Raw genomic sequence first — 16,386 nt, 5'->3', positions numbered from 1 at the left:
CCCACGCGGCGCGGACCCCGGTGCGGACTTTGCCGGACCGCGGGTGCAACCTAGGCCGAGGCCGGTGCGTGATGTCAACAGGCACGGCCGCGGGGCGGGTCCCCGGCCGGCCCGCCGACCCCGCAGCACCCTCGGCACAGGGTCCGAACCACCACGTTTTCCGCGCAGGCCGCGGCCTGCGCGGCGGCATGCCCGGGCCCGCGCCCGAGCCGGACGGCCGAGACCGGATACGAGAGCGAGCATCACGTGGGACTCACCAGCAGGACGTTCCTGGTGGCGTTGAGCGTCTTGGCGATCGCGCTGATCGTCACGCTCGTGTGGCTGTGGCCCAAGCTCGCGGGCCGCGGCTGGAAGCCGGTGCTCGGCCGAATAGGCGCGCTGCTGCTCACCCAGGCCGTGCTGGTGGGGCTGCTGGCCGCGATGGGCAACCGGTACTTCCTCTTCTACACGTCCTGGGACGACCTGATGGGCAAGACCGGCAAGCCGAAGCTGCACAACGGGCCCGGCGGCCCGGAGGCGCCGATCCAGGCGATCAAGCTCAAGGACACCGAGCGGGTCGACATCCCCAACGGCGGCAACCCGCTGACGGCCGGGCAGATCGTGGGCATCGACGTGACCGGCCGGCGCAGCGGCCTGGACACGTCCGGGTACGTCTACCTGCCGCCGCAGTACTTCCAGCCGCAGTTCAAGGACCGCCAGTTCCCGGTGGTCGTCACGCTCACCGGTTACCCGGGCGACGCCCGCAACCTGATCACCCGGCTCCAGGTGCCGCGCCTCGCCGCCGAGGAGATCACCGCGGGCCGCGTGCAGCCGACGATCTACGTCATGCTGCGCCCGTCCCAGACGCCCGGCCGGGACACCGAGTGCACGGACGTGCCGGGCGGTCCGCAGTCCGGCATGTTCTTCACCCAGGACCTGCCCGAGGCGATCCGCGCCACGTTCCGCGCCGCGCCCGGCGCGAAGGCCTGGGGCATGATGGGGGATTCGACGGGCGGCTACTGCGCGCTGAAGCTCGCCATGCTCAACTCGGACCGGATCGCCGCGGGTGCGTCCCTGTCCGGCGACTACGGCGCCCCGCAGGACGGCGACACGGGCGACCTGTACGGCGGCAGCAAGGAGTACCGCAACTCCCAGGACCTGATCTGGCGCCTGAAGAACCTGCCCCCGGCACCCGTCAGCCTGATGCTGACGACCAGCCTGGACGAGTCGAACTACGGCGCGACCCAGGAGTTCCTCAAGCTCGTCAAGTCGCCGACGAAGGCGGACCAGCTGGTGCTGCCCACCGGCGGGCACAACTTCAAGACGTGGGTGGCGCTGCTGCCGGATGTCATGCGGTGGATGAGCACGCACCAGGAAGTCCCGGGCGCGCCGGGGACTCCCGGCGGACCGGGCGGCGCCCCCGGCGGACCGGGGGGCGCGGGGGGACCGGGTGCGCCCGGCACGCCCGCGGGGGCGGGGAACGTGCCGGCCACGGCGCCCAAGCCCTGACTCCCGCGCCGCGTCACACCGGGCGCTCCCCGCCCGGTGTGACGCGCGGCACGTGCCTTGACCGGGCGGCGTCGCGCGGCCACGATGCGCGCATGCCTTCCTACGCCCGTACGGAGCGTGCCGCGCTCGCCGATCTCCTCGACCGGGTCGGCCCCGACGCCCCCACCCTGTGCGCCGGGTGGACCACGCGCGACCTGGCCGCGCACCTGGTGATCCGCGAGCGCCGCCCGGACTCGGGGCTCGGCCTCGTTCTCAAGCCGTTCGCCGGACACACCGAACGCGTGCTGAAGGCCCGGGCCGCGCGCCCCTACGAGGAGACCGTGGACCTCGTGCGCAACGGCCCCGGCCGCCTGTCGTTCTTCGGCATCCCCGGCGTGGACGCCGCGGCCAACACCATGGAGTACTTCGTCCACCTCGAGGACGTGCGCCGCGCGCAGCCCGACTTCACCGCGCGCGAACTGGAGCCCGGCCTCACCGAGTTCCTGTGGAAGCGGGTCCGCGGCGGGGCGAAGCTCATGCTGCGCAAGGTGCCGGTCGGGGTGTCCCTGTTGCGCACCGACACCTCGGGCGAGGCCGAGCCGGTCCGGGTCCGCAAGGGCGAGCCGGTCGTGACCATCGCCGGACCGCCCGGGGAACTCCTGCTGTTCGTGTACGGCCGCAAGGACCAGGCCCTGGTCACGGTCGACGGCGACGCGGACGCGGTTCGGAAACTGCGGGAGACGCCGACGGGTATCTGACCGGGACAGGACGGATGCCCGGACCGGCATCGGCGTCGCACCCGCGCGAGCGACCGTCCGCACGCCGCACGTCCGGGCCCGGCGCTGTCCCGCCGGGCCCGGACGCGGATCCCCCACGCCTGTGCCGCGGTCGCGTCGGCAGGGGCGCGGAAGTTCTCCGGCCTAGCGCTTGACCGCTTCGGCCGTTTCCGGGCGCGGGAGTTCGGCGCGGCGCACGGGCGCCGACAGGAAGCCGGCCAGGACCGCAAGGCCGCTGATCGCCGCGCCGGCCCCGAACACCGCCGCGGATCCGGCCGCGTCGGCCAGCAGGCCGGCGGGCGCGTACGTCAGCGGGACGAGACCGACCGCGCCGAGCATTTGCAGGGACACGACGCGGCCCAGCATCCGGGTGTCCGTATACGTCTGGAGCATCGCCGAATACACCCCGCCCCACAGGCCCGAGCCGAGGCCGAGCACGAACGCCCCCAGGGCGGCGAGCGGCAGCGTGGGGCCGTAGCCGATGAGCGCCAATCCGCCCGCGCCGACCGCGCCGGCCGCGAGGGCGACCCGGCCCGCGTGCGGCAGATGCCCGCGGACCGACAGGACGAGCCCCGTGGCGACCGCCCCCGCGCCCCACGTCCCCACGAGGGTGCCGAGACCGCCCGGGCCCCAGCCGCGCTCGTCGGACAACAGCACGACACCGATGTTCATCGGCGCGGAGAAGCCGAGTTCGGCCAGGATGCAGACCGCGATGATGCCACGGACGACAGGTACCGAACGGACGTAGCGCAGGCCCGCGCGGACGCCCTGCTGCTCGGCCGACGGTTCCGCCGGCGGTTCGGCCTCGGCAGCCGAGGTGTCCGGCGCTTCGCTCGCGGCTCGGCACGGCGCCGTGTTGCGCGCCACGATCTCCGGGTGCAGCGGCCGCACTTGCAGCAGCAACACCAGCGACACCAGGAACAGCCCGCCCGACGTCGCGAACGCCGCGCCGACCCCGCCCTGCGCGAGCACGAACCCACCCGCCGGCGCCCCGGCGATGGCCGCCGCCCGCTGGGCGAGACTGCGCAGCCCCTGCACCCGCGCGAACTGGTCGCGGGTGGTGAGCGTCGCAGGCAGCGCCCCCACCGCGGGCATGAACAGCGCGTCGACGGCACCGAACAGCAGCGCCACCGCGGCCAGCAGCGCGATGCCCGGCGACGCGGACACGACGAGCGCGGCGGCCGCGACCATCACGGCACAGCGCACGAAGTCGCTGCCGATGACGATGCGCCTCGCCCCGAACCGGTCGGCGATCGCCCCGCCGCTGAGCATGAGCGCCGCGCGCGGCAGCGTGCCCAGGGTCAGCACGAGACCCGCGGCCCCGGAGCCGCCGGTCTGCACCGCGCTCCAGGACAGCGCCAGGAACCACACCTGGTCGCCGACCAGCGACGCGGTGAACGCCCACAGCCAGCGGTGGACGGCGGCTCCCGGCCCGCGGCGGGGCTTGGCCTCGCCCGGGGAGAGCGGGGAGGGCGGGGCGAGCGCGGCCTCGGCGGTGTCCGGGCCGGAGACGGACGGGGTCGGTGCGGTGGTGCGTCGTGAGCGGTGCACGGTCACCTCGCAGGCGGCGGGTCCTCGGATGGGTCGGGCGGTTTCAGGGCTCGTACGGGAAGCCGATCATTTCGAGCAGGACCCGTTCGCGCGGTTCGCCGTCCTCGCTCACCGCGGGACGCCCCCGGTAGCGGTCGACGACGGCCATCAGCTCTTCGCTCAATTGCGCGAGTTCGGCGGCGGTCAGGCGCACGGTCGGGCCCGCGCCGAAGGTGGCGTCCTGCCACTCGCGGCTCATGGACCGGAGACGGCGCATCGCTGCTTCGTAGCGCTCGTTCCGCTCGGAATGCAGCACTTGCACGACGGTGTTGGCGACTTCCCACGCGGCCGGGTCGTCGGCGAAGTCCGTGTGGTTGAACCGCAGATCGCGCTCGACGCGCCAGCGGCGCTCCCGGCCGTCGCCGGACGCCTCGGGGGCTTCCGCGATGAAGCCGTGCTTGGCCATCGTCCGCAGGTGATAGCTGACCAGCGACGGCGTCGCGTCGACGATACGGCCGAGTTCGGACGCGGTCGCCGGGCCGTCGGTGTAGAGCAGGCGGAAGAGCCGGAAGCGCAGCGGGTGCGTGAACACCTTCAGCGCCTCCACGTCGCGGACGAGGCGCGGCGGCTCGGGTCGGTCGTCGGGCATACCTGAACGCTAGATCCGAAAGAGAATTTTCGGAACGAATCTTTCGCAAATTCTCTTTCGGATCTTGTCGGACCTTGTCGGATCTTGCCGCCCCCTCGGCCGGATCCGCGCCGCCCTCCCCTATCGCCGTCTCTTGACCCGCCGTCCGCATTCCGTTCATCTGGCGCTGCCATGCTCCCCACGCCGTCCCCGTCCCGTCCGAAGGCCCCGAGGAGTCAGCGTCCGTGAGTGCGAGCATCGGCGTCGTGGACGCCGTGGTCCTGGGCATCGTCGAAGGCCTCACGGAGTTCCTGCCGGTGTCCTCGACCGGCCACCTGAAGATCACCGAGGGCATCCTCGGCATCGACGTCGGCGACAAGTCGGTGGTCGGCTTCACGGCGGTGATCCAGGTCGGCGCGATCGCCGCGGTCCTCGTCTACTTCTTCAAGGACATCGCCCGAATAGTCGGCGCGTGGTTCGGCGGCCTCACCCACAAGGAGCGCCGGGCCGAGCGCGACTACAAGTTCGCGTGGTGGGTGGTCTTCGCGACGGTCCCGATCGTCGTCGTCGGCCTCGCCATGAAGCCCCTCATCGACGGGCCGCTGGCCAGCCTCTGGGTCGTCGCCGGTTCGCTGATCGCCGGGTCGGCGGTCATGTGGTACGCCGAGTCCTCGTCCGGCGGCAGCAACCGGGCCCGGCGCCGCGGTGAGGCCGAGGTGACGTTCAAGGACGCCATGTGGGTGGGCAGTTCGCAGATCCTCGCACTGCTCTTCCCGGGCTTCTCGCGGTCCGGTGCGACGATCTCCACAGCGCTCATCCGCGGCCTCGACCGCGTCGCGGCGACCCGCCTGTCGTTCTTCCTGTCGATCCCGGCGCTGACCGGCGCGGGACTGTACGAGCTGAAGGACGCCACCGGCGGCGACACCAGCCTCGTCGCGCTGGCGGTCGGCACGGTCGTGTCGTTCGTGGTGGCCTATGCGTCGGTCGCGTGGCTGCTGAAGTTCGTCTCCAAGCACACCATCAACGGCTTCGCCGTGTACCGCATCATCGTGGCGATCGCGCTCATGGGGATGCTCGCCTCGGGCTACCTCGACGCCTGATCCCGCGAACCGCGCACACGCGAGCCCGCGCCCCGGGACGGCCAGGGCACGGGCTCGACGGCACCGCGAAGCGGCTCAGCCGACCGGGCTGATCACCACCGCCGTCCCGTACGCGCACACCTCGGTGCCGTTGCCCGCCTCCGCCACGTCGAAGCGGAACATCAGGACGGCGTTGGCGCCGCGCGCCTTGGCCTGCTCCACCAGCCGGCCCATCGCCTCGTTGCGGCTCTGCACCAGGGTCTTGGTCAGGCCGCGCAGTTCGCCGCCGACGATGGACTTCAGCCCGGCGCCGATCTGGCTGCCGAGATGCCGCGAGCGCACGGTCAGGCCGAACACCTCGCCGATCACCTGGTCGACGCGGTAGCCGGGCACGTCGTTGGTCGTGACCACCATGACGCCGGCGCTCCGGTCGAGGCCGCCGCCGAAATCGTTGAGTTCCGTCATGCACCCCAGCCTGGGCCGCAACGCCGACCGGCGCACCCCGGAAACCCCTCGGGATGCGCCGGTCAGGTGGCACCTGCGGGAAAAGCCGCGCCGGTCAGCGCACCGGATAGCCCTCGTCCCGGAGCGCGTCCTTGACCTGCGGGATGCGCAGCATGCCGAAGTGGAACACGCTCGCCGCGAGCACCGCGTCGGCACCCGCCTCGACGGCCGGGGCGAAGTGCCCGAGGGCGCCCGCGCCGCCGGACGCGATGACCGGGACCTTCACGGTGGCCCGCACCTGGCGGATCATCTCCAGGTCGTAGCCGTCCTTGGTGCCGTCCGCGTCCATCGAGTTGAGCAGGATCTCCCCCGCGCCCAGCTCGGCGGCGCGGGCCGCCCACCCGACCGCGTCGATGCCGGTGCCCTTGCGGCCGCCGTGCGTGGTGACCTCGAACCCGGACTCCGTCGACACGCCTTCCGGGCAGCGGCGGGCGTCCACCGACAGCACGAGGACCTGCGCGCCGAACCGGTCGGCGATCTCCGCGATCAGCTCGGGCCGGGCGATCGCCGCGGTGTTCACGCCGACCTTGTCGGCGCCCGCGCGCAGCAGCTTGTCGACGTCCTGCACGGTGCGGACGCCGCCGCCGACGGTCAGCGGGATGAACACCTGCTCGGCGGTGCGGCGCACCACGTCGTAGGTGGTCTCGCGGCTGCCCGACGAGGCGGTGATGTCGAGGAAGACCAGTTCGTCGGCGCCTTCGGCGTCGTAGACGCGAGCCATCTCGACCGGGTCGCCGGCGTCGCGCAGGTTCTGGAAGTTGACGCCCTTGACCACGCGCCCGGCGTCGACGTCCAGGCACGGGATCACACGTACGGCAAGGCTCACTTCGCCCCCCGGTACGCCTCGACCTCGACCTCGACCAGCATCCGCGAGTCGATGAGCCCGGCCACCACGACCATGGTGGCCGCGGGGCGGGCGGTGTCGAACATCGCCTTGTGCGCGCGGCCGACCTCGTCCGCGTCGCGGGCGTGGGTGATGTACATGCGGGTGCGGACCACGTCGTCGCGGGAGAGCCCGGCCTTCTGCAGGGCCTTCTCGGCGATGCCGAACGCGGTCAGCGTCTGCTCGAACGGGTCGCCTTCGCCGACGAACACCCCGTCGACGACGGAGGTGCAGCCGGACACGAGGACGAAGTCGCCGGCCGCGACGGCCCGCGAGTAGCCGATCACGTCCTCGTAGGGACCGCCGGACGAGATCCGCTCCACGCCGCCCGTCATCGCGACACCGCCTCCAACGCCTCTTCCAGGGTGAACGCCTGCGCGTACAGGGCCTTCCCGACGATGGCGCCTTCGACGCCCTCCGGCACCAGGGTGGCGATCGCGCGCAGGTCGTCGAGCGACGACACGCCGCCGCTGGCGACCACCGGGCGGTCGGTCGCCGCGCAGACGTCGCGCAGCAGCTGGAGGTTCGGGCCGGTGAGCGTGCCGTCCTTGTTGACGTCGGTCACCACGTACCGGGCGCAGCCGTCCGCATCGAGGCGGGCGAGGGTCTCGAACAGCTCGCCGCCTTCGCGGGTCCAGCCGCGGCCGGCCAGGGTGGTGCCGCGCACGTCGAGGCCGACGGCGATCTTGTCGCCGTGCCGGGCGATCGCCGAGCGCACCCAGTCCGGGGTCTCCAGCGCGGCGGTGCCGAGGTTGACGCGGCGGCAGCCGGTGGCCAGCGCGGCCTCCAGCGACGCGTCGTCGCGGATGCCCCCGGACAGCTCGACCTTGACGTCGAGCTTGCCGACGACCTCGGCGAGCAGGTCGCGGTTCGAGCCGCGGCCGAAGGCGGCGTCCAGGTCGACCAGGTGGATCCACTCGGCGCCGGCGTTCTGCCAGGCCAGGGCGGCGGCCAGCGGGTCGCCGTACGAGGTCTCGGAGCCGGCCTCGCCCTGGACGAGCCGGACGGCCTGCCCGTCGGCGACGTCGACGGCGGGCAGCAGTTCCAGGCGACGCGTCTCGCTCATGTTCTCCAGCGTCCTTACCGGTAAGTGAGGGGGTCCAGCGGGGGGTTCAGAGGGTGTCGATCCAGTTGCGGAGCACCGCGGCCCCCGCGTCGCCGGACTTCTCGGGGTGGAATTGGGTGGCCGACAGGTACCCGTTCTCGACGGCGGCCACGAACGGCGTGCCGTGCGTCGACCACGTCACCAGCGGCGGCGCGAGCGTCTCGTTGGGGACGAGTTCCCACTTCCGGACGCCGTACGAGTGCACGAAGTAGTACCGGGTGTCCGCGTCTATGCCGCGGAACAGCACGGTGTCCTCCGGCGCTTCGACCGTGTTCCAGCCCATGTGCGGCACGACTGGCGCCTCCAGTCGCTCCACCGTGCCGGGCCACTCGTCGCAGCCGGGCGTCTCGACGCCGTGCTCGACGCCGCGTTCGAACAGGATCTGCATGCCGACGCAGATGCCGAGCACCGGCTGCCCGCCGGCGAGGCGGCGGTCGACGATGCGATCGCCGCGCACCGCCTTCAGCCCGGCCATGCACGCGGCGAACGCGCCGACACCCGGCACGACCAGCCCGTCGGCGTTGAGCGCGGTCTCGTAGTCCGCGGTGACCTCGACCTCGACGCCGAGCCGTGCCACCGCCCGCTCGGCGGACCGCAGATTCCCCGACCCGTAGTCGAGGATGACGACCTTCTTCATACGTGTCCTCTGCCCGGATCCGGTGCCCGGATCTAGATCTGGCTCAGGCCGGCGGTGACGAACAGCACCGCGCCGATCGCGAGCACCGCGATGATGCTCTTCGAAATGCCCTGCTTGGCGAATGAGATGACCCCGCCGGCGAAGAAGAGCCCGACGGCAATCAACGCAACTGAGGAACCGCTCATGTGATGGTGCTTTCGCTCGGGGTGGGAGGGGGGATCGGGAGGGCGTCGCCGAGAGGGTACGCCGAGGTGAAATCCGCACGTCGGGCGGCGCGATGCTCGCGGTTGCGGCGCTCCGCGATCGCGAAGGTCTCCGGCAGGCCCTCGTAGGACGGCTCCGGCTCGACGGCTTCGCGGGCCATCGCGGCCAGCTCCGCGAAAGGCGTGAACGCGATGCCGCGCGGGAAGCCGAGCGCGGCGAGGACGTCGCCGTATATCCCCTCGGCGAAGACGTGGCGCCCTTCCGCGCGGGCATCCTCCGGATCAGCGGCACGGTCGAGGGCGGCCGCGAGCGCGTCGATCCGCGCCTCCGGCACGCCGAACGGCAGGAACCACGCCGGATCGGCACCCGAGGGCGGCGTGCCCGGGGCGTCCGGATCGAAGCGGCTGCCGTCCTCGTAGCGCAGCACGCCGAACGCGTCCTTGGTGATCTTCCGGTCGTGGTCCGGCGCCGAGCAGTACTCGTGGACGGGTGTGCCGTCCCGGACCACCGTGAGCCACAGCACGTCGGAGTCGGACACCGACGCCACGCACACGTCGGCCTCGACGTCCCGGCTCAGCCGGGACGCTATCGAGTCGACCTTGTAGTCGTGCGCGTGCTCGTCCAGGATCACGGCGCTCGTCCGGCGTCCCACCGGTATCGCATACCCCCGCCGCACCGCGGTGAGGGCGGCCACGACCGGTCCCAAGGGCGCCGCCACCAGGAACTGCTCGTAGGACAGCCCCATCCCTACAGCGCGCCCTTCGTCGACGGGATGACCCCGGCGCGCCGCGGGTCGATGGCGCACGCGTCGGAGAGCGCGCGGGCCAGCGCCTTGAACTGGGCTTCGACGATGTGGTGGGCGTTGCGGCCGTACGGCACGTGCACGTGCAGGCAGATGTGCGCCTGCGCGACGAACGACTCCAGGATGTGCCGGGTCAGCGTCGTGTCGTAGGCCGGGCCGATCATCGGCGCCATGCCTTCCGGCTCGCTGTGCACCAGGTACGGGCGGCCCGACAGGTCGACGGTGACCTGCGCGAGCGCCTCGTCCAGCGGCACCGACGCGTTCGCGAACCGGCGGATGCCCGCCTTGTCGCCGAGCGCCTGCCGGAACGCCGCGCCGAGCGCGAGCGCGGTGTCCTCGATCGTGTGGTGCGAGTCGATGTGCAGGTCGCCGTCGGTCTTGACGGTGATGTCGAACAGGCCGTGCTTGCCGAGCTGGTCGAGCATGTGGTCGAAGAACCCGACGCCGGTCGCCACGTCGACGCGGCCGCTGCCGTCCAGGTCGACCTCGACGAGGACGGACGTCTCCTTGGTGGCGCGCTCCACGCGGCCGATCCGGGACATTTACTGCATCTCCTTGAGTACGGCGCGCATCGCGTCCAGGAACGCGGTGTTCTCCGCGTCCGTGCCGGCGGTGACCCGCAGCATCCCGGGCACCCCGTTGTCGCGTACCAGGACCCCGCGGTCGAGGATCGCCTGCCACACGGCGCGCGTGTCCTCGAACCGGCCGAACTGGACGAAGTTCGCGTCGGATTCCGTGACCTCGCAGCCCATGCCGCGCAGCTCGCCGACCAGCCGGTCGCGCTGCGCCTTCAGCTCCGCGACGTACCCCAGCAGCGTGCCGGTGTGCTCCAGGCACGCCAGCGCGGTCGCCTGGGTGACCGCGGACAGGTGGTACGGCAGCCGCACCAGCTGCACGGCGTCGACCACCGCCGGGTCGGCGGCCAGGTAGCCGAGCCGCAGCCCGGCCGCGCCGAACGCCTTGGACATGGTGCGCGAGACCACCAGGTTCGGGCGGCCTTCGAGCAGGGTCAGCAGCGAGGCGTGGTGCGAGAACTCGACGTACGCCTCGTCCACGATCACCAGCGACGGCCGGGCGGCCTGCGCGGCCTCGTAGACGGCCTCGACGACGGAGCCGTCGAGGGCGGTCCCGGTCGGGTTGTTCGGCGAGCACAGGAACACCACGTTGGGCCGGTGCTCGGCGATGGCCGCGAGGGCCGCGTCCAGGTCGATCGAGAAGTCGGCGCGGCGCGGACCGGAGATCCACTCGGTGCCGGTGCCGCGCGCGATGAGCGCGTGCATCGAGTACGACGGGTCGAAGCCGAGGGCGCTGCGCCCGGGGCCGCCGAACGCCTGGAGGAGCTGCTGGAGCACCTCGTTGGAGCCGTTCGCCGCCCACACCTGGCCGGTCGCCAGCTCGACGCCGCCGGTCGCGGACAGGTAGTCGGCGAGCTTGGTGCGCAGCTCGACCGCGTCGCGGTCCGGGTAGCGGTTGAGCTGCCGGGCGGCTTCCGCGACGCGTTCGGCGATGCGGTCGACCAGCTCGTCGGGCAGCGGGTACGGGTTCTCGTTGGTGTTGAGCAGGACCGGCACGTGCAGCTGCGGCGCCCCGTACGGCGACTGCCCGCGCAGTTCGTCCCGGATGGGAAGGTCGTCGATCCGTGTCACTCGGGCAGCCCCCACTCGAACCGTGCCTTGATCGCCGCGCCGTGGCCGGGCAGGTCTTCCGCCTCGGCCAGCGTCACGACGTGGTGCGCGACCTCGGCGAGCGCGTCGCGGCTGTAGTCGATCACGTGGATGCCGCGCAGGAACGACTGCACGGACAGGCCCGAACTGTGGCAGGCGCAGCCGCCGGTGGGCAGCACGTGGTTGGAGCCCGCGCAGTAGTCGCCGAGCGAGACCGGCGCGAAGGCGCCCACGAAGATGGCGCCCGCGTTCCGGACGCGCGCGGCGACCGCGGACGCGTCGGCGGTCTGGATCTCCAGGTGCTCGGCGGCGTACGCGTCGACGACCTTGAGGCCGTCGTCGACGGAGTCGACCAGCACGATGCCGGACTGCCGTCCGGACAGCGCCTCGGTCACCCGCGCGGTGTGCTTGGTCGCGGCGACCTGCGCCTTCAGCTCCGCCTCGACCGCGTCGGCCAGCTCGGCCGAGTCGGTGACCAGCACGGACGCGGCAAGCGTGTCGTGCTCGGCCTGGCTGATCAGGTCGGCGGCGACGTGCACCGGGTCGGCGGTCGCGTCGGCGAGGACCGCGATCTCGGTCGGGCCGGCCTCCGAGTCGATGCCGATGCGGCCCTTGAGCAGGCGCTTGGCGGAGGCGACGTAGATGTTGCCGGGGCCGGTGACCAGATTGACGGGGGCGCACGGGCCCGCGCCGTACGCGAACATCGCGATGGCCTGGGCGCCGCCCACGCTGTAGACCTCGTCGACGCCGAGCAGCGCGCACGCGGCCAGGATCGTCGGGTGCGGCAGGCCGCCGAACTCCTTCTGCGGCGGGGAGGTGACGGCGAGCGAGCGGACGCCCGCTTCCTGCGCCGGCACCACGTTCATCACCACGGACGACGGGTACACCGCAAGCCCGCCCGGCACGTAGAGCCCCACGCGCTCCACCGGCACCCACCGCTCGGTGACCGTGCCGCCCGGCGCGACCGTCGTGGTCACGTCGGTGCGCCGCTGGTCGCGGTGCACGATGCGGGCGCGCCGGATGGTCTCCTCCAGCGCCGCGCGGACCTTCGGGTCCAGATCGCCGAGGGCCTGGGCGATGGTCTCGGCCGGGACGCGGATGTCGGTGAGGCGGACCCCGTCGAAGCGCTCGGTGATCTCGATCAGCGCCTCGACCCCGCGATGGCGTACGTCGTCGCAGATCGGGCGGACCTTCTCCAAGGCCGCCTCGACGTCGAACTCGGCGCGGGGCATCACGTCGCGCAGGGCCGCGGGGCTGTCCAAAACAGCACGCCCGGCGGAGCCGCGCAGATCGATACGGGAGATCACCCGTCCCAGTGTAGGGAGCCCGCGAGAGCGGGGTCCGCACGTGTCGGCTGCTGAGACACGATTGGATGGCAGCCACGACGGCACGACCTCGCGGGGGGACGGCAGTGGCGGCGATACCGAGTGACCTGAGTGATGCCGAGCGGCAGGTGTGGGAGGCGTTCCGCACCGGCGACGTATGCGACTTCGCCGGACGCGGCGTCACCTACTCCGCGGACTGGGCGCTGCCGCGCGGCGACCTCGGTGCCGACTGGGGGCCCGAGCGCACGATTCGCGCCGAATTCCTCGCCCGGCTGCTGCTCGACGGACCCGACCCGGTGGCCGGCCGCACGCCGGGGCTGCACCTGACCGGGGCGCGGATCGTCGGCGACCTTCGGCTGCGCGGGGCCCGCGTGGACGCCTACGTCGACCTGCGCGGCTGCCGCTTCGAGAACCGCATCGACCTGGGCGACGCGACGACCAACACGCTGCGCATCATCGGCTCGGTCCTCAACGGGGTCCGGGCCCGGCGCGCCCGCGTCGACGGCGACCTGTGCCTGACCACCTGCCGGATCCGCGACGGCGTTCTGCTGACCGACGCGCACGTCGCCAACGACGTGGTGCTGAACGGCTCGCGGATCCGCCCGATGCGCGACGGCGACGCGGTCAGCGCCGACGGGATCCAGGTGACCGGCGACATCAGCGCGCACGGCCCGTTCCACGCGCTCGGCACGGTGCGCATGCGCAGCGCCCGGATCGGCGGCCGGGTCACGTTCTACCGGGCGCGGCTGGACGCTCCGGAAGGCCTGGACAGCCGCGGCCACAGCAAGCCGGCGTTCGACGGCGCGGGCATGAACGTCGAGCAGTCGCTGCACATGAGCGACCGCTTCACCGCGACCGGTTCGATCCGGCTGATCGACGCCCGGTTCGGCGACGCGTACATCCTCGACCACGCCGCCGTGCTGGGGCGGGAGACCGACACCCTCGCGCTGTGGCGGGCGACCGGGCGGACCCTGTCGATCGTGGTCGAGCCGACGCCGCGCGGCCGTGTGCTGCTGAGCGGGGCGCAGTGGGGTGCGCTCACCGACGTCCCGGGCACCTGGCCGGAGGATCCGGGGCGCATGGCGATCGGCGGCATGACATACGCGGTGCTGCGCTCGACGCGGCCGATGGACCTCGCGCAGCGGCTGCGGTGGCTGGCCGCCGCGACTCCGGACTACGAGCCGCAGCCGTACGAGCAGCTCGCGCTCGCCTACCGCGCGTCCGGCCAGGACGAGGAGGCCCGCAGTGTGCTGCTCGCCAAGCAGCGCCGCAACCGCGAAACGCTGCGCCTGCCGGGCCGGCTGTGGGGCTGGGTGCAGGACGTCACGATCGGGTACGGCTACCGCCCGGCGCGGGCGCTGGCGTGGCTGGTCGCGCTGATCGCGATCGGCACCACGGTCTTCGGACTCGACCGGCCGAGCCCCCTGAAAGCCGACGAGGCGCCGCACTGGAACCCGTTCTTCTACACGATCGACCTGCTGCTGCCGGTGCTGTCGCTCGGACAGGAGTCGGCGTGGAATCCGGGCGGGTGGACGCAGTGGGTCGCGTACGTCCTGGTGATGCTCGGCTGGATCCTCGCGGGCGCGGCCGCGGCGGGCGCGACGCGGGTGCTGAACCGGGGGGCCTGAGGCGGGTTTGCCGGTCGTTCGAGCCGGTCACTGGCGAAAACCCTCCCGAACCGGTGGCGGGGACGCCCTAGTCTTTGCTCTTGTGACCGACCGGCTCCCGCTCTTCCCGCTCAACTCGGTGCTCTATCCGGGCCTCGTGTTGCCACTCAACATCTTCGAGGAGCGGTACCGGGCCTTGGTCCGCGACCTGCTCGCGCGCCCCGAGGACGACCGCCGCTTCGGCGTGGTCGCGCTCCGCGCCGGGCGCGAGGTCGGCGACCTGCCCGTGGACACCGTCGACGCGGTGTTCCCGCTCGGCTGCACCGCCCAGGTGGCGACCATCCGCCCGCACGCGGACGGGCGCTTCGACGTGGTGGCGACCGGGGCGTCGCGCTTCCGGCTGCTGTCCGTCGACGAGTCGGGCCCGTACCTGGTCGGCGAGGTCGAGTACCTCGACGAGGCGAAGGGCGACGACGCGGTGGTGCTCGGGCACGCGGTGACGCGGGCGTTCACCGAGTACCAGCAGCGGCTGCTGGGTGCGCAGGGCCGCAGCATGGTCGAGCTGCCGGAGCTGCCGGAGGATCCGGTGGTGATGTCGTACCTGGTGGCCGCGGCGATGGTGCTGGACCTGCCGGACAAGCAGGGCCTGCTGGTCGCGCGCGACGCCACGCTGCGGCTGCGCGAGGAGCTGTCGCTGCTGCGGCGGGAGAACGCGCTGCTGGAGCATCTGCGGTCGCTGCCGGCGGTGGAGCTGGTGCAGCAGGGCGGGGACCAGCCCAACTAGGCCGACCTGTCCCGGACCCGTGCCGGGCACGGGTCCGGGACGCGACGGAGAGGGCCGCTGTGGCCAGGAACAAGGCCGCCCACGGCGGCAAGGGCACACCCGCGACGGTGGCGCTGACCCGCGCGGGCGCGGAGTTCACGCTGCATGCCTACAGCCACGACCCGGACGCGGCGTCGTACGGCGAGGAAGCCGCCGCCGCGCTGGGGGTGTCCGCGGACCGGGTGTTCAAGACGCTGCTGGCGGACGTCGACGGTGCGCTGACCGTGGGCGTGGTGCCGGTCGCGGGCAAGCTCGACCTGAAGGCGCTGGCCGCCGCGGTCGGCGGCAAGCGGGCGGCGATGGCCGACCCGGCCGCGGCCGAGCGAGCGACCGGCTACGTGGTGGGCGGCATCAGCCCGCTCGGCCAGAAGAAGCGGCTCGCCACGGTCGTGGACGCGACCGCGCTGACCCACCCGACGGTGTTCGTGTCGGCGGGGCGGCGGGGATTGGAGATCGAGCTGCCGCCGGCGGTGCTGGTCGAGCTGACCGGGGCACGGACGGCCGCGATCGGACGGGGCTAGCCCGTCCCCTTGGGCGACACGTCATCGGTGGGCGAAGCGTCATCGGCCGACGGAGCGTCCGGCTCCCCCGCCGCGGGCGGCGCGGCGTGCGGCCCGCCTTCGCCCGTTCCCGGCCATGCCAGCAGCTTCGGGGCCGGGTCGCGCGGGCCGAAGCCGGCCATCAGGATCGCCCACACGATCATCGACGCCATCGGCCACAGGTACAGCACGCCCATGGCCTGGATCCGCAGCGGCTCGTCGAACGGGATCTGCTCGGTCGCGGCCGCGTTCGGGTGGGCCTTGTCGACGGCCTGCCAGAAGTGGTCCGGGCCCAGCGCCCCGCCGACCTTGTACGCCACGTAGGAGCCGAGCAGCCCGCCGAGCCCCAGTCCGAACGCGACGCCGATGCCGTACTTGCGGCCCTTCCAGAACCCCAGGCCGGCCAGCAGCAGGCCCGCGACCACGCCCACGACGGCGAACCAGCCGTCCCGGGCGATGTCGCCCTCGGTCGGCGTCTTCGCGGTCGAGTACGCCTGGTGCCCGACGACCACCCGCGGCAGGTCCGGCGCGAGCGCGTGCCAGATCGCCCCCGCCCCCACGCCGACCACCGCGCACACCAGCAGCACGATCAGGCCGGCCACCACGTCACCGCGCACCGCGGGCCACGACAGGTCCAGGCGCCGCACGGGCGCGGCGAAGCCCCCGGGGTGCTGCTCGGGGGACGGGACCGCGTCGGACGTGCGGTCGAACTGCCAGGGCGACGTCATACGGTCAGCGTCCCATGCTCGTGGTCGGGTTGCCGGTCAGGCGGTGCGGGGCACGCCCACGACACGGCCTCGTCAGGACCAGGCA

The 16,386-nt window shown here is 72.8% G+C and carries 19 protein-coding genes; 6 read left to right on the top strand and 13 right to left on the bottom strand.

What is annotated here, in order from left to right; all coding sequences use genetic code 11:
- Window positions 1–246: 246 nt before the first annotated feature.
- The gene (locus ACPA54_RS19730; RefSeq protein WP_423531536.1) at window positions 247–1,488 is read left to right on the top strand and encodes an alpha/beta hydrolase; all 1,242 of its coding nucleotides are present in this window, start codon (window positions 247–249) and stop codon (window positions 1,486–1,488) included.
- A 92-nt stretch (window positions 1,489–1,580) separates the two neighbouring features.
- The gene (locus tag ACPA54_RS19725; RefSeq protein ID WP_345674474.1) at window positions 1,581–2,225 is read left to right on the top strand and encodes a TIGR03085 family metal-binding protein; all 645 of its coding nucleotides are present in this window, start codon (window positions 1,581–1,583) and stop codon (window positions 2,223–2,225) included.
- 162 nt (window positions 2,226–2,387) lie between these two features.
- On the opposite strand, the gene ACPA54_RS19720 is transcribed toward ACPA54_RS19725, so the two are convergent.
- Together ACPA54_RS19720 and ACPA54_RS19715 are read right to left on the bottom strand one after the other, a co-directional pair.
- Complete coding sequence (locus ACPA54_RS19720; protein ID WP_423531534.1) at window positions 2,388–3,794, bottom strand: MFS transporter; 1,407 nt, start codon at window positions 3,792–3,794, stop codon at window positions 2,388–2,390.
- 43 nt (window positions 3,795–3,837) lie between these two features.
- Entirely contained in the window at window positions 3,838–4,422 is a 585-nt protein-coding gene (locus ACPA54_RS19715) for a helix-turn-helix domain-containing protein (RefSeq protein ID WP_423531532.1), read from the bottom strand.
- A 224-nt stretch (window positions 4,423–4,646) separates the two neighbouring features.
- Between ACPA54_RS19715 and ACPA54_RS19710 the strand changes: the two genes are divergently transcribed.
- Window positions 4,647–5,501, top strand: a complete 855-nt coding sequence (locus tag ACPA54_RS19710) for an undecaprenyl-diphosphate phosphatase (RefSeq protein ID WP_423531530.1) — start codon at window positions 4,647–4,649, stop codon at window positions 5,499–5,501.
- 75 nt (window positions 5,502–5,576) lie between these two features.
- Here ACPA54_RS19710 and ACPA54_RS19705 read toward each other — a convergent pair whose 3' ends face one another.
- From ACPA54_RS19705 to hisD, 10 genes are all read right to left on the bottom strand, one after another.
- Window positions 5,577–5,945, bottom strand: coding sequence for a YbjQ family protein (locus ACPA54_RS19705; RefSeq protein ID WP_423531528.1), 369 nt, complete (start codon window positions 5,943–5,945; stop codon window positions 5,577–5,579).
- Window positions 5,946–6,039: 94 nt separating this feature from the next.
- Window positions 6,040–6,810 carry an imidazole glycerol phosphate synthase subunit HisF gene (hisF, locus tag ACPA54_RS19700; RefSeq protein ID WP_345674479.1) on the bottom strand — a complete coding sequence of 257 codons (771 nt, stop codon included), beginning with the start codon at window positions 6,808–6,810 and terminating at the stop codon, window positions 6,040–6,042.
- Window positions 6,807–7,202, bottom strand: coding sequence for a RidA family protein (locus tag ACPA54_RS19695; protein WP_345674480.1), 396 nt, complete (start codon window positions 7,200–7,202; stop codon window positions 6,807–6,809). The genes hisF and ACPA54_RS19695 overlap by 4 nt, the downstream gene beginning before the upstream one ends.
- On the bottom strand, window positions 7,199–7,933 hold the full coding sequence (gene priA / locus ACPA54_RS19690; protein WP_423531525.1) for a bifunctional 1-(5-phosphoribosyl)-5-((5-phosphoribosylamino)methylideneamino)imidazole-4-carboxamide isomerase/phosphoribosylanthranilate isomerase PriA: 735 nt from the start codon (window positions 7,931–7,933) through the stop codon (window positions 7,199–7,201). Before priA ends, ACPA54_RS19695 begins: the two co-directional genes overlap by 4 nt.
- 46 nt (window positions 7,934–7,979) lie before the next feature.
- Window positions 7,980–8,609 (bottom strand): imidazole glycerol phosphate synthase subunit HisH, encoded by a 630-nt coding sequence (gene hisH / locus ACPA54_RS19685; protein WP_423531523.1) that lies wholly within the window; start codon window positions 8,607–8,609, stop codon window positions 7,980–7,982.
- A 32-nt stretch (window positions 8,610–8,641) separates the two neighbouring features.
- Window positions 8,642–8,794: a hypothetical protein gene (locus ACPA54_RS19680; RefSeq protein ID WP_345674483.1), complete on the bottom strand. Its 153-nt coding sequence runs from the start codon at window positions 8,792–8,794 to the stop codon at window positions 8,642–8,644.
- Window positions 8,791–9,558: a hypothetical protein gene (locus tag ACPA54_RS19675; RefSeq protein ID WP_423531521.1), complete on the bottom strand. Its 768-nt coding sequence runs from the start codon at window positions 9,556–9,558 to the stop codon at window positions 8,791–8,793. The genes ACPA54_RS19680 and ACPA54_RS19675 overlap by 4 nt, the downstream gene beginning before the upstream one ends.
- Window positions 9,559–9,560: 2 nt before the next feature.
- On the bottom strand, window positions 9,561–10,157 hold the full coding sequence (hisB, locus tag ACPA54_RS19670; protein ID WP_345674485.1) for an imidazoleglycerol-phosphate dehydratase HisB: 597 nt from the start codon (window positions 10,155–10,157) through the stop codon (window positions 9,561–9,563).
- The gene (locus ACPA54_RS19665; RefSeq protein ID WP_345674486.1) at window positions 10,158–11,261 is read right to left on the bottom strand and encodes a histidinol-phosphate transaminase; all 1,104 of its coding nucleotides are present in this window, start codon (window positions 11,259–11,261) and stop codon (window positions 10,158–10,160) included.
- On the bottom strand, window positions 11,258–12,586 hold the full coding sequence (gene hisD / locus ACPA54_RS19660; protein WP_423531519.1) for a histidinol dehydrogenase: 1,329 nt from the start codon (window positions 12,584–12,586) through the stop codon (window positions 11,258–11,260). Before hisD ends, ACPA54_RS19665 begins: the two co-directional genes overlap by 4 nt.
- A gap of 104 nt (window positions 12,587–12,690) precedes the next feature.
- Here hisD and ACPA54_RS19655 point away from each other — a divergent pair, with 104 nt between their 5' ends.
- From ACPA54_RS19655 to ybaK, 3 genes are all read left to right on the top strand, one after another.
- Window positions 12,691–14,232 (top strand): oxidoreductase, encoded by a 1,542-nt coding sequence (locus ACPA54_RS19655; RefSeq protein WP_423531518.1) that lies wholly within the window; start codon window positions 12,691–12,693, stop codon window positions 14,230–14,232.
- 82 nt (window positions 14,233–14,314) lie between these two features.
- On the top strand, window positions 14,315–14,995 hold the full coding sequence (locus ACPA54_RS19650) for an LON peptidase substrate-binding domain-containing protein (RefSeq protein WP_423531516.1): 681 nt from the start codon (window positions 14,315–14,317) through the stop codon (window positions 14,993–14,995).
- A gap of 59 nt (window positions 14,996–15,054) precedes the next feature.
- Complete coding sequence (gene ybaK / locus ACPA54_RS19645) at window positions 15,055–15,555, top strand: Cys-tRNA(Pro) deacylase (RefSeq protein WP_423531514.1); 501 nt, start codon at window positions 15,055–15,057, stop codon at window positions 15,553–15,555.
- Here ybaK and ACPA54_RS19640 read toward each other — a convergent pair.
- A complete protein-coding gene (locus ACPA54_RS19640) occupies window positions 15,552–16,301 on the bottom strand; it encodes a hypothetical protein (protein WP_423531513.1) in 750 nt (249 codons plus the stop codon). The genes ybaK and ACPA54_RS19640 overlap by 4 nt on opposite strands.
- Window positions 16,302–16,386: the final 85 nt, after the last annotated feature.

The organism is Uniformispora flossi, assembly GCF_049534875.1.
Taxonomy (GTDB): domain Bacteria; phylum Actinomycetota; class Actinomycetes; order Streptomycetales; family Streptomycetaceae; genus Yinghuangia; species Yinghuangia aomiensis.
This window is presented reverse-complemented; position numbering and strand designations above follow the sequence as displayed.